Raw genomic sequence first — 13053 nt, forward strand, 5'->3', positions numbered from 1 at the left:
CTCATCGCATCACGGATGCACCATCATCGGCAGTAGTCCCAGAAACCCTGCGTACGGGACGGATCGGTGTAGTACCAGCACATGCCGGGCGCGGGAGCTGCACCGGCCCATGCGGCGGCAGTTGCAGCCGTCACGAAGCCGATCGCCGCGCCCGCGGCGATTGCGCCGCCGCGCGGCCAGCCATACCAGCCGGGCCGCGCCCAGCCGCCGCGTCCGCCTACGACCGTGGTGCTGCGAACAGCCACGTTGCCCCGGGGCCCGACGACGGCTGTTCGACCTCGGTAGGCTCCGCCGCGAGGTCCGACCACGGCGCCGCCGCGATGCACAACCGCGCCGCCGCGCGGACCCACATACGCGCCACCACGCCGACCGGCCGCGCGAACCTCAATGAGATCGGATGACCGGGTGGCATCCTGCTGGATCGCACCCGGCTGAAGGGGCGCCGCTGACGCTGTCCCGACCGGGAACGAAGCGCCCATTGCCAACGCCAGCAAGCAGCTCATCACCCGGCCTTTGCGCATATGCCCAAACATTTTCATTGCCTCCATCTCTTTTTTCTTCGTTGACGTATCCGTGGTGAGCGGGCCTGCGTTCTCGATGGTCTGCTTGCCAACCTTGCCAGCGCGGATGTTCGGTCGGATCGTCGCGATCCGACGCCTTGGAGCGGAGCACGCCCCGCGAGCCGATCGCTTGCCGGACGGCCGGATCGGTTGGGTAAAAGTGATTTTCCACCTGACGCTACGGCGAAGGCTCCGGCCGAGGTCGACGACGGCACATTGCCCGGTACATTGGACGCATTGTCTGGTCCCCTCTTTTTTGGCGCTTGGAGCAGAGGACGACGCTTCATTGCGTCAACATCTCTTTCCCATCGCGCGCACGCTTGAGCACGCGGCGAATCCTACCGCGTGCGCTCTGCCATCCGCAGAGCACTTTCGATCGATACCGCCAAGGTTGCAAACGGTATCGGAAGATTGGCCTGCTGTGATGTGCAGTTTGTGCCAGCACGCGAGAGCGATGGGTGAGACCTGATGACCCATGTCACAAATTGCTGAAAATGCTCGGCAATGCAGCAAAATTTGCTGCCGGATTTCGATAGTTTTTGTCTCGAAACATGAGGACGGATTGTCGCACCCACTTCGCGTTGTGGTGGTATTTGGTTGCCAGCTGCCGCAGAATTGTCGCTCTTCAGGAACAGGGTGCGGCCATGGGGCAATTCCTTCTGGTTGATTCGAACAAGCTGGACGGTTTCGAAGGACTTCACCAGGCCGTTCACGGCTCGCATGTCGATGTGATGCAGCTCGGCCGCGGGCGGTTACGCGGGACGCTGTCTCACGTTGGCATCGGAGACTTCTCTCTCAGCATCGGCACCTTCAACGTCGGCATGCGCACGCAGCGTGTCGCGAGCGATGACAAGCTGATCATCGGGATGCTGCTCGCGGCTGAGGATCGTGTCGCCCATTGGTCGTTCGACATGCAGCTCAATGACGTGCTCGTGATCCCGCCGTTGCTCGAGCATGACGGCGTTTTCCACGGCGCGTCCGCTTACGCCGCCATACGCTTCGATCTCAACGAGGTCGCTTCGTTATTTGGCGGCGAGGCGAGGCTGAGCGATCCCGATACCTGGCGCAGCCGCGGCCATTTCAGGGCTGATACAGAGACAGGCGCGATCGCCACGCGCCGTCTGGTCCGGATCATGTCGCATCTGCGCACCCGACATGGCAGCCTGACGCCATCGACCGCCGATTTCTGGAAACGATCGATCGTCGAATGCATGGTGGCCAACGTCATGTCGTCGCTGCCGCCCGACGACGGCGGCTCGCTGCCTTCGGCAAGGCGGCTGATCCGCAGGGTCGAGGACTATCTCGACGAGGCCGGCACGCGCCCGGTGCATGTGTCGGAGATCTGCGCGGCGCTCGGCGTAGCGCGGCGTACCCTGCATCGCGCTTTCCAGGAGGTGTTTGGCCTTGGCCCGGTCAGCTTCCTCCGGCACAAGCGGCTCTGCGCCGTTCATACCATCCTGCAGCAGAGCGCGCCCGGCTCGACCACCGTGGCGGCCGTTGCCATGGAGCAGGGCTTTTACGAGCTCGGCCGGTTCGCACAGTACTACCTTGCGATGTTCGGGGAGCGCCCGTCGCAGACGCTCGGACTGGCCACATTGCCGACAGCCGGCGAGGGCGTCGCCACAGCCTAGGCCATGTACCCTTAAAACCCGGCGGCGTCATGTGACTGGTGACTACGCCCGCTTTGCTCCAATAGCGACCAAGTTCGTGCGGCAGCGCGATATGTCGCGATGGGCCAGAAGCGGACTTTAAGGCCTATCGATAACGATAGAGTAAGAGGATGACGGTCCGCGTTCTCCCTTGAAATATAAAGCCTTTTCGACCTTCCAGAACCAAAACCCACTGTTCGAGCGACGGCCGGAAAATGGGATTCCGGCGGGCATCGGACGTGCCTTGAGCTATTTCGGCGTTCGAAATCCAGCCATCAGCTTGATTCAGATCAACCACAATCCCGAATCCCGGTGTGTGCTTTCCTCGACTGATGGTTCGCGTTTCTAGTTCAGCAGCGCAGGGGAGTGCAGCGATGATCCGGAAGCCGGGGCACATGAACCACTCGACTTGGCACCTCGCAGCCGCGCTGACGCTGGCGCTCGGCCTCCTCGGTGGATGCAACGAGGCGCAGAACAAGCTGGTTCTTCCGGCACCGGCCAATGTCGGCGTCGCTGCGCCCATGCAAAGGGCCGTAACGCCCTATCTTGAGCACACAGGAACGATGACGGCCTTTGCTTCCGTCGATCTGGTGGCGCGCGTCAGTGGCTATTTGAAGTCCATCAACTATGTCGATGGCGCTACCGCGAAAGCCGGCGAGCTCCTGTTCGAGATAGAGCCTGCGCCCTATCAAGCGCAACTGAGCCAAGCCAAAGCAGCCCTCGACGGCGCCAAGGCTGGGCTCGTCCAGACACAGGCGGAGTTTGAACGCCAGGACACTTTGCAAAAAGAGGGCGTCAACACGGAGGCAAATCTGGACAAGGCCCGCGCGAACAGGGACACCGACAAAGCAAATGTCGAATCGGCGGATGCCAACCTGCAAACAGCTCAAATCAATCTTTCGTATACCCGCGTCGCGGCACCATTCGATGGAACCGTCACACGTCACCTGGCGTCGCTTGGTGAGCTCGTAGGCACCGGGGGGCACGTCAATCTGGCCAGTATCGTGCAGCTTGATCCGATCTACGTGACCTTCAATGTCAGCGATCAGAATCTGTTGAAGTTTCGTACGAACGAAGGTCGTCGCGTCTCACTCGCCGAGCTTCAGCAAGTCCCGATCGAAGTTGGCCTGATGGACGAAGAAGGTTTTCCCCATCGGGGCAAGATCAACTACGTAGCCCCGGATATAGACCCGCAGACGGCGACCATTCTCGTGCGTGGCGTGTTTGAGAACAAGAACCACACGCTGCTTCCCGGCATGTTCGTTCGGCTCCGCGTGCCAATGGGCCCGCCTAAGGCAGACGCGTTGCTGGTCCCCGACAGACTCCTGCAACAGAACCAGGAAGGCCGCTACCTGCTCGTCGTCGGTGCCAACGACGAGGTGGAGGAGCGCGCTGTGCAGCTTGGCGAACTCGATGGTCAACTGCGTGTCATCACCGCGGGACTGAAGCCGGACGACAAGGTCGTGATCACTGGATTGGACCGCGCGATCCCGGGCCGGAAGGTCAATACCCGGCCGATTTCGATCGCGAGCGCAGCAGGCGGCGCTGATACGTCCAAGTAGACTCACGGCACCCGAAGGGGGCAGCCATGTTTTCGAAGTATTTCATCGAGCATCCGGTCCTCGCAAACGTCGTCGCGATCGTGCTGGTTTTGATCGGCGCGGTTTCGGTTTTCAAGCTTCCAGTCGCGCAATATCCGGACATCGTGCCGCCGACGGTACAGGTCACCACCCGCTATCCGGGCGCGAGCGCCCAGACTGTCATCGATAGCGTTGCGCTGCCGATCGAAAACCAGGTCAACGGCGTTGAAGGCGCGCTCTATATGCAGTCCACCAGCGCCAGCGACGGCACCTATACCTTGATTGTCACTTTCGCAATCGGCACCGATCTGAACTTCGCGCAGGTGTTGGTGCAAAATCGCGTCTCAGCCGCGTTGGCCTCGCTTCCGACTCCGGTGCAGGCGCAAGGCGTAACGGTGCAGAAGAAGTCTACCGCGATTCTCGAAATCGTCACGTTGACCTCGCCCGACGGTCGTTTCGACAGCCTCTTCATGAGCAACTACGCCACGATCAATCTGGTGAACGAATTGGCGCGGCTGCCCGGCGTCGGCAACGTCAACGTTTTCGGTGCGGGCGAATACGCGATGCGGATCTGGATGGACCCGCAGAAGATGTACGCGCTCGGCCTTGTCCCACAGGACATCATCAGCGTCGTCGGCCAACAAAGCCAGCAGGCAACAGCGGGGCAAATCGGGATACCGCCAACGCCTTCCAACCAGAACTTTCAGTACACCGTCAACATCCAGGGCCGGCTTTCCGATCCCGCGCAGTTTGAAAACGTGGTCGTGCGCGCCGCTACCGCGGACGGCGGACGCCTCGTGCGCCTCAAGGACGTGGCTCGCGTCGAGCTTGGGGCACAGACTTATTCCCAGAGCTTCCGTCTGAACGGAAAGCCCGGCGCCGGCATTGCCATCTATCTTACGCCGTCGGCGAATGCGCTGGAGGTCGCAAAGCTCGTCAAGAACAAGATGGAGGCCCTGTCGCACGACTTCCCGACCGGTCTGTCCCATGCGATCCCCTTCGACACAACGACGTTTGTCGAGACGTCAATCAACGAGGTCTACAAGACGTTGTTTGAAGCCGGCATCCTGGTGCTGATCGTCATCCTGGTGTTCCTGCAGAACTGGCGTGCTGCGCTTGTGCCCGCCACGACGATCCCGGTCACCATCATCGGAGCCTTTGCGGCGATGGCCGCATTGGGCTTCTCGATCAACCTCTCGACCTTGTTCGGCATCGTTCTTGCGATTGGCATCGTGGTCGATGATGCGATCGTCGTCGTCGAGAGCGTATCGCGCGAAATCGAGGCGGGCTTGCCCGGACGCGAGGCCGCCGCCAAGGCGATGTCCGAGTTGTTTGGGCCAATTGTCGGCATCACCCTCGTTCTGATGGCCGTGTTCATTCCGGCCTCGCTGCTGCCGGGACTCACGGGACGCATGTTCGCCCAATTCGCGCTGGTGATTGCGGCCACCGCCCTGTTGAGCGCGATCCTGGCGACAACGCTGAGCCCGACACAATGTGCGCTGCTGCTCCGAGAACCAGTGCCCCTGGATCAACGAAATTTCTTCTTCCGTGGCTTCAACTCTGTCTATGGCCGGCTGGAAGGGGGCTACACGTGGCTGGTCGGTAGAATGGTGCATTTGAGTGGCCTTATGGTGGTGATCGCACTTGGACTGATAGCCGGGGGAGTTTTCGGCCTCACGCAATTGCCGACCGCGTTTATTCCGAACGAAGACCAGGGCTACGGGTTGGTCGCGGTTCAGCTTCCCGATGGCGCGTCATCGGAACGCACGCAGGCAACCCTGGCGCAGGCCGCGGAGATCGCCAGGCAGCAGCCAGGCGTCGCGGACGCACTCGCCATCTCCGGCCTTTCAGTTCTCGACAATAACGCGACGTTGGCGAACGCGGGCATCGCCTATGTGATCTTCAAGCCTTGGAGCGAGCGCGGCCAGGCCAAAGACCAGGATCTCAGATCGATCATGCGCGGCATCCAGGGCCGGCTTTCTGAACTCACGGATGGTAAAGGTTTTGTGCTGGTGCCACCGCCGATTCAGGGCGTAGGCAACGCCGGCGGCTTTTCGATGCAGTTGCTGCAGCGCGACGGCACATTCGACTACAAGAAGATGCTCTCCTCCGCACATGCCGTGATGGACGCCGCCGACTCGCAATCGACGATCGAACGAACCGTGACATCGTTCCGAGCAGACTCGCCACAGCTCCAAGTCATCATCGATCGCACCAAGGCGGAGACGCTTGGGGTATCCGTCGGCAGCGTCTTTGCCGCGTTGTCATCATACCTCGGCTCGACCTACGTCAACCAATTCAACAAGTTTGGTCTCACGCTTCAAGTCTACGTCCAGGCAGACTCGCCTTATCGTCTGCATCCTGATGATCTTCTCAAGCTCAATGTCAAGACCGCCGATGGCAGCACCATACCAATAGGATCATTGGCGCAGATCCGTCCGGCTGTCGGCCCCTCGCTGATCAGCCTGTTCAATCTTTATCTGACTGCGACCATTTCGGGGGCTGAGGCACCGGGCTTCAGCTCAGGCCAGGCAATGGACGTGATGGAGGAGGTCGCAAGACGCACACTGCCGCCCCGTACCGATTTCGCGTGGAGCGGCATGTCCTATCAGGAGCATGCGGTCGGCAATCAGCTTTACATGGCCTTCGCGCTCTCACTGCTGCTGGTTTATCTCTGTCTCGCTGGGCAGTACGAAAGCTGGTTGTCGCCACTGGCCGTTTTGCTGGCGGTACCACTCTCGCTGCTCGGACCTGTGGGCGCGCTCACGGCGCTTGGTATTGCAAACAATCTTTATGTCCAGATCGGTCTCATGCTGCTGATCGCGCTGTCGGCCAAGAACGCAATCCTGATCGTCGAGGTCGCGCGCGAGCGGCGAGCCGCGGGACAGGAACTTCTTGAAGCCGCCGTCGAAGCTGCACGGACCCGTTTCCGCCCAATCCTCATGACGTCGTTTGCATTCCTGCTTGGCGTCTTGCCGCTGGTGACAGCGACGGGCGCCGGCGCCAATGCCCGTCGATCCCTCGGCATATCGACCTTCAGCGGCATGGTCGCTTCGACCTGCCTTGCCGTGCTATTCGTTCCCTCATTCTTCGTTGTCATGCAGCGCCTTGAGGAACGCCGGCGAGGCAAAAAACCTCAGGTTTCCGCTGTCACGGCGTCGCCAGCAGAATAGCTCGTTGCAAGGCATGAAACAGATTGCAGGCAGGCGACGATGGTGGCTCATTCTGGTCGGCGTGGTCGTCGCGTACCTGATGCTCGCCTATTTGTTGCTACCTTCTCTGTGGAGCCATCACGAACACGAGCCGGGCCTTGCGTCATTGCCCATGGTGACGCGCACCGCGAGTGATATCCCGGGCGATGCGCTCAACGCCGGCCTCGTCGGCAGCAAGGAAGACGTCCTTCTTGCCATGCATTCCGCGGGTTGGTATCCGGCTGACCCGATTACCTTGCGCACCAGCATCGAAATCGTCGGCAGCGTCGTGCTCGATCGACCGTACCACGATGCGCCGGTTAGCCCGCTCTATTACATGGGCAAGAAAGAAGAGCTCGCATTTGAAAAGCCGGACGGTAGAAGCGCTGACAAGCGACATCACGTCCGCTTCTGGATGGTCCTTGAAAAAGGCAGCGACGGGCGCCCAGTCTGGCTCGGCTCTGTCACGTTCGATCGCGGCGTGGGCTTGAGCCGTGATACTGGGCAGGTCACGCATCACATCGCGCCCGACATTGATGCCGAGCGCGATCTTTTGATGCGCGATCTCGGTAACGCGGGCATGGTTCAGAACTTCTTCCAGATTTCCGGAACGGGCCCGACGCTGTTTGGAAGGAATGGCGAAGGCGATCCCTACTACACGGACGGCGAAATCGACGTTGCCACTCTGGTGATCGGTGGCGTCAGACGAACAGCGCCGCCGGTGACCTTGCCACCGCCAACGCTCATCGCGCTGAAGGATCAGATCTGGCACGGCGTGAGCAACGCGATCGACCAATAGCCATCGTGATGTCGGATATCCGTTCCCGGTTCTTCTGGAGGTTCAGCCGCAAATTGAGCAGGTCTCGATCAAACGCCGATATTGGCCTACGCAAATCCGGCAACGTGAAGAGCATTGAGGGGGCCGGTGGCCGAAAAATTGTCGATTGCGTATAGTCGAAGGCGGTGATCCGATAACAATAATCGTGCAATATGTGACGCGCAAAAGTACGCGCGTAGGGGTGCCGCCATGGACCTCACAACTCTGCTACGGAGCCTCGGCCTCGAACGCTTTGAGCCTACGTTTCGCGAAAATGCGATCGATGGGGATGTCCTGCGCGATCTGAACGAAGATCACCTGCGCGAACTCGGCCTTCCTATGGGCGCGCGGATCAAGCTTCTCAAGGCCATCGCCGCGCTTCTAAAGGAAGAAGCGGTGATCGCTCCTTCGACCGCTTCGCACGGCGACGCCGCGGAACGGCGGCAGATCACAGTGATGTTCAGCGATCTCGTCGGCTCGACAGCGCTGTCGACCCGTATGGACCCCGAAGATCTGCGTACCCTCATCTCCGCCTACCAGAAATGCGTTACGGAAACAGTGCAGCGCTACGGAGGGTTTGTCGCAAAATATATGGGCGATGGGGTGCTGATCTATTTCGGTTATCCGCAGGCCCATGAGGACGATGCTGAAAGAGCCGTGAGGTCGGCCTTGGACCTCGTCGCAGCGGTGGCAAAACTGAAGACAGACACCCGGTTGCAAACCCGCGTCGGCATTGCCACCGGTCTGGTGGTGGTGGGAGATCTCGTCGGATCCGGTGAGGCCCAGGAGCGCGGCATCGTCGGCGAGACGCCCAACCTGGCGGCTCGGTTGCAAGGACTCGCCGAGCCGGACATGGTCGTGATCGCGGACGCCACGCGACATCTTCTCGGCAATCTCTTTGAACTAAGAGATCTCGGCCTTCAGGAGCTGAAGGGCATTGCTGGTGCGGTGCAAGTCTGGGCGGCAGGTCGACCAACGTCCGTGGAAGGTCGGTTTGAGGCATTTCACCGCAGGGACCTCACGTCGCTCGTTGGGAGGGATGAGGAATCCCAATTGCTGCTGCGGCGCTGGTCGAGATCAAAGGATGGAGAAGGTCAGGTTGTGCTGGTCTGCGGTGAGCCCGGCATCGGCAAATCCCGCCTGACCGCGGCGTTGTTGGAAGAAGTCAGCAAGGAATCGCATGCACGGCTACGCTGCTTCTGTTCGCCGCAGCGGACCAATAGTGCGCTTTCACCGGTCATCGGTCACTTTGAGCGCGCGGCCGGATTGAAGCACGACGACACGATGAAGACGAAGCTAGATAGGCTCGATACGTTGCTTTTGCAGAGCGCGACTTCGCCAATCGATTCAGCATTGCTGGCCGAAATGCTGTCCCTTTCGAACGATGGCCGCTATCCGGCGCTGGCCTTTGACCCGCAGCAACGTCGACAACGGACCCTTGAGGCACTTCTCAATCAAATCGAGGCGCTCTCGCGGTCCACGCCTGTATTGATGATCTTCGAAGATGCTCACTGGACCGATCCGACCAGTCTAGAGCTGTTTGGCCGCATCGTGAATCGGATCGAGGCGCTTCGCGTTCTGCTCGTCATTACCTTCCGGCCAGAATTCCAGCCGCCGTGGATCGGCCTTCCACACATGACCACCGTCACTATCAATCGGCTCGGTCGACGCGACATTGACGCCATCATTGACCGAATTGTCGGCAACAAATTTCTCTCACCTGATATCCGCGAAGACCTGATCGATCGGACCGATGGCATTCCATTGTTTATCGAGGAGATGACCAAGGCAATACTGGAGGCAGAGAGCGAGGAAGACGCGCGACGAACAACGGCTACGATCCCGTCAGCGAAACTGGAAATTCCCGCAACGCTTCACGCCTCGTTGATGGCGCGTCTCGACCGGCTTGGTCCAGCCAAGGAGCTTGCGCAAATTGGATCGGCCATCGGCCGCGAATTCTCGCATATGCTGGTCGAGGCGGTGGCCCGCAAACCCCAGGCTGACCTCGACAATGCGTTGCAGCGGCTCATCGGTGCCGGCTTGTTGTTCCGTCAGGGTACCCCGCCGCACGCGCACTACCTCTTCAAGCACGCCTTGGTTCAGGACGCTGCTTACAGCACGCTGCTGCGCGAACATCGCCGTGCGTTGCACAAAAGGATCGTCGAGGCTCTCGAGGGCCGATTTGCCGATATCGTAGAGCGGCAGCCGGAGCTATTGGCACGCCATTGTTCCGATGCCGGACTCATTGAAAAGGCGGCGGGGCTCTGGGCGAAGGCCGGTCAACGATCGTTGGAACGGGCAGCTTTGCCCGAAGCCGCCGAGCAGCTCAACCGAGCTCTGGCATTGATCGCCTCATTGCCCTCCACGCCGGCTCTCAGACAAGAAGAAATCAAACTGCAGGTCGCGCTGATAACCCCGCTCATGCACTTCCGGGGCTATGGCGCACCGGAAACCAAGGCAGCCGCACTTCGCGCGCGTACGCTCATCGAAGGGGCACAGGCGCGCGGCGAGGCTCCAGAGGACTCGTTTCTGCTGTTTTCGGTGCTTTATAGTTTCTGGGTTGCGAACTTCAACAGTTTTCATGCGAGCACCGTGACTGAGCTCGCTGCGCAATTTCTGAAGCGCGCCGAAGAGCAGAAGGAACCAACGCTGCAGATGCTTGGGCAACGGCTCGTTGGCGTTTCTCAGGCAACGATTGGAAATCTTCCGGAAGCGCTCATACAATTCGATCGCGCGATCGCGTCTTATAATCCCGCTGAACATCGCCAACTTTCGGCGCGATTTGGCCAGGATATCCGGGTCGCCGCGCTCTGTTATCGTTCGTGGATCCGCTGGATGCTCGGATATCCCGAAGCCGCCCTCGCTGATGCGAAAGGTGCAGTCGCAGAAGCGCGCGAGGTAGGTCAGGGCGTGCCCTTGATGTATTCGCTCTATTTCACGTCATACGCATTTATCCATTGCGGGGATTACCAAGCCGCCGACGCACAGCTCGACGAACTCATACCGATGGCGACGGAGAAGAACGCAGCACAATGGAGGGGAGGAGGCATGATGCACCGTGGCGCCATGCAGGCGCTGGCCGGTAAAGCCTCGGATGCGATCACCATGATCCCGTCAGGCATCGCGGCCTGGCAATCGAGCGGCTCCGTTGTTTTCGTTCCCTGGTATGTAGCGCATATGGCAAAGTCGATGGCGGATCTCGGCCGGTTCGACGAGGCACGGCGACATATGGCCGAAGCTTTGGCGACGATTGAAAAGACCGGAGAAAGGTGGTGCGAATCCGATATTCGTCGTATCGCCGGGGAAATCGCATGGCTTGCGCCCGAGCGGGACATGAGCGAAGCGCAAGCACAGTTCGAGCGCGCGCTCGCGGTTGCGCGCGAACAGCAGGCTAAATCCTGGGAGCTTCGGGCAGCCATGAGCCTGGCGCGCCTTTGGCGCGATCGAGGCGAGCGCGGCAAGGCCCTTGAATTGCTGGCGGGCGTGTATGATTGGTTTGGTGAGGGATTCCAGACGTTTGATCTCCAGCAGGCGAGGATGTTGCTCGATGAGCTCGGTTGATTCATTAGTCTATGCGGGGATTCCCCACGTGTCGCGCGGCGACGGACATGATGTAAGTATGGAAAATCTGACACATTATATCCTGTGCTGGTACTCGCGGTAGCGTTTGTATCGCCGTCGCTCGCTTCAGCGGCGGGCATCTGGTTACGCAGACGCACGAACATAAGGACGATCTAAGCCAGATCCTTGCGGCTTCTTTGACGCTGCTTGCCTTGATTATTGGTTTCAGGTTTTCGATGGCCACCAATCGCTACGATCGGCGCAAGAACTTCGAGGAAGCAGAAGCCAACGCGATCGGGACTGAATACTTGCGTGCCGATCTTCTGCCATCGGCTGACGCCGTAAGGGTGCGCAAGCGCCTGCCAACTTGATCCGCACGCCATTGCCGAACTAGAGTGGCGGCATACCAGAAAGCCGGTCATTTCAGAACCGGATTATAAGGGAGGTGCGGTAATGAGCGGATCCGTCACGCGTCGCACAGTCTTGGCCGGTGGTGCAGCCAGTCTATTGGCTGCTCCCTGGGTGGCGAGGGCACAGGCTAATACCCTGCGCATCGGCATGCAAAGCATCCTGTCCGGCCCCATTGCTCTGCTCGGCACGTCTTCGCGCAACTCGCTGATGATCGAGCAGGATCGCATCAACGCCACCGGCGGGTTCCTCGGCCGGCAGATCGAATTCGTGTTCCGCGATTCCAAGGGCCAGCCGCAGGAAGCTGCGCGCATCGCGCGTGAGCTCGTGAACACCGCAGGCTGCGAACTCCTGGTCGACGCCGAGGCGTCGTCCGCCTCGTTCGCCGTCCAGGAAGTCGTGCGCGACCTGGGTGTCGCGTGCCTCCACACCAACAGCGAGACCTCGTCTCTGACAGCCGACCCCAAGATCCGTGTGCCGACCGCCTTCCGCGTCGCGCGGCAGGGCGTTCATGACGCCGTCGCCGGCAGCATCTATCTTTCCGAATACGCCAACGCCAAGAAGCTCAACAAGTGGGCGACCTGCTCGCCGGATTACGCCTACGGCCGCGACACCACGGCGCAGTACCTGCAGTTCTTCAAGAAGTTCAAACCGGATGTCGAGGTCATCACCGAGGCCTGGCCCAAGCTCGGCCAACCCGATTTCACCGAAGTCATCACCAAACTGATCCAGGCCAAGCCGCAAGCGCTGTTTACCCTTCTCTACGCCGGCGACCTTTCGGCCTTCGTAAATCAGGGGAATGTCTATGCGCTGTTCGGACATATGACCGTGGCGACACCCAACGTCGACTATCCCGTGCTCGCGGCCATCAAGAACCTCCCTGCCGGCATTCAATCGGCAACCCGCTACCTCGACACCTTTCCGGAAACGCCGGCCAACAAGGAATGGGGCCAGGCGTATCTCAAGAAGTGGAACGAGCGGCCGACGAACTGGTCCTGGCAAAATTCGGTGGCAATGCACTTCTATGAGGAAGCCATCAAGAAGGCCAATTCGCTCGACGGCAAGACGTTGGCCGCTGTCCTCACGGGCATGAAGATCAACTCTCCGTTTGGCACAGACGGCACCATCACCATGCGCGATGATCACACCACGATCGGCTACGCCATCGGCTGGGGCCAGACCACACCCAAGGAGCCGTTCATCGTCGACATCAAAGCGGCCGACTGGGGCAAGATCGTCGAGCTCGAGACGGAGTGGAAGAAGCAGCAGAACTACATTTGAATCCAG

General features: G+C 60.2%; 8 protein-coding genes. 6 read left to right on the forward strand and 2 right to left on the reverse strand.

Annotated features, from left to right (window positions below):
- Positions 1–23: 23 nt before the first annotated feature.
- Entirely contained in the window at positions 24–245 is a 222-nt protein-coding gene (locus ACLFLU_RS21330) for a hypothetical protein (RefSeq protein WP_426406852.1), read from the reverse strand.
- A 959-nt stretch (positions 246–1204) separates the two neighbouring features.
- On the opposite strand from ACLFLU_RS21330, the gene ACLFLU_RS21335 reads away from it, so the two are divergent.
- The 5 genes from ACLFLU_RS21335 (at position 1205) to ACLFLU_RS21355 (ending at position 11358) form a co-directional block, all read left to right on the forward strand.
- The gene (locus tag ACLFLU_RS21335) at positions 1205–2191 is read left to right on the forward strand and encodes a helix-turn-helix domain-containing protein (protein WP_426406853.1); all 987 of its coding nucleotides are present in this window, start codon (positions 1205–1207) and stop codon (positions 2189–2191) included.
- 392 nt (positions 2192–2583) lie between these two features.
- The gene (locus ACLFLU_RS21340; RefSeq protein ID WP_426406854.1) at positions 2584–3771 is read left to right on the forward strand and encodes an efflux RND transporter periplasmic adaptor subunit; all 1188 of its coding nucleotides are present in this window, start codon (positions 2584–2586) and stop codon (positions 3769–3771) included.
- Between the two features lie 26 nt (positions 3772–3797).
- Positions 3798–6962, forward strand: coding sequence for an efflux RND transporter permease subunit (locus ACLFLU_RS21345; protein WP_426406855.1), 3165 nt, complete (start codon positions 3798–3800; stop codon positions 6960–6962).
- 13 nt (positions 6963–6975) lie between these two features.
- Positions 6976–7779, forward strand: a complete 804-nt coding sequence (locus ACLFLU_RS21350; protein ID WP_426406856.1) for an LssY C-terminal domain-containing protein — start codon at positions 6976–6978, stop codon at positions 7777–7779.
- A 228-nt stretch (positions 7780–8007) separates the two neighbouring features.
- A complete protein-coding gene (locus ACLFLU_RS21355) occupies positions 8008–11358 on the forward strand; it encodes an AAA family ATPase (RefSeq protein WP_426406857.1) in 3351 nt (1116 codons plus the stop codon).
- 173 nt (positions 11359–11531) lie between these two features.
- Here the strand turns inward: ACLFLU_RS21355 and ACLFLU_RS21360 are convergent, their stop codons facing one another.
- Positions 11532–11780, reverse strand: a complete 249-nt coding sequence (locus ACLFLU_RS21360; protein WP_426406858.1) for a hypothetical protein — start codon at positions 11778–11780, stop codon at positions 11532–11534.
- A gap of 31 nt (positions 11781–11811) precedes the next feature.
- Between ACLFLU_RS21360 and ACLFLU_RS21365 the strand changes: the two genes are divergently transcribed.
- A complete protein-coding gene (locus ACLFLU_RS21365) occupies positions 11812–13047 on the forward strand; it encodes an ABC transporter substrate-binding protein (protein ID WP_426406859.1) in 1236 nt (411 codons plus the stop codon).
- Positions 13048–13053 lie beyond the last annotated feature (6 nt).

It is taken from the genome of Bradyrhizobium ganzhouense (assembly GCF_049949285.1).
Classification (GTDB): domain Bacteria; phylum Pseudomonadota; class Alphaproteobacteria; order Rhizobiales; family Xanthobacteraceae; genus Bradyrhizobium; species Bradyrhizobium ganzhouense.

Excerpts from the sequence above, each read along its gene's own strand:
- ACLFLU_RS21335 (WP_426406853.1), top strand. The coding sequence starts at position 1,205 with ATGGGGCAATTCCTTCTGGTTGATTCGAACAAGCTGGACGGTTTCGAA.
- ACLFLU_RS21340 (WP_426406854.1), top strand. The coding sequence starts at position 2,584 with ATGATCCGGAAGCCGGGGCACATGAACCACTCGACTTGGCACCTCGCA.
- ACLFLU_RS21345 (WP_426406855.1), top strand. The coding sequence starts at position 3,798 with ATGTTTTCGAAGTATTTCATCGAGCATCCGGTCCTCGCAAACGTCGTC.
- ACLFLU_RS21350 (WP_426406856.1), top strand. The coding sequence starts at position 6,976 with ATGAAACAGATTGCAGGCAGGCGACGATGGTGGCTCATTCTGGTCGGC.
- ACLFLU_RS21355 (WP_426406857.1), top strand. The coding sequence starts at position 8,008 with ATGGACCTCACAACTCTGCTACGGAGCCTCGGCCTCGAACGCTTTGAG.
- ACLFLU_RS21360 (WP_426406858.1), bottom strand. The coding sequence starts at position 11,780 with ATGACCGGCTTTCTGGTATGCCGCCACTCTAGTTCGGCAATGGCGTGC.
- ACLFLU_RS21365 (WP_426406859.1), top strand. The coding sequence starts at position 11,812 with ATGAGCGGATCCGTCACGCGTCGCACAGTCTTGGCCGGTGGTGCAGCC.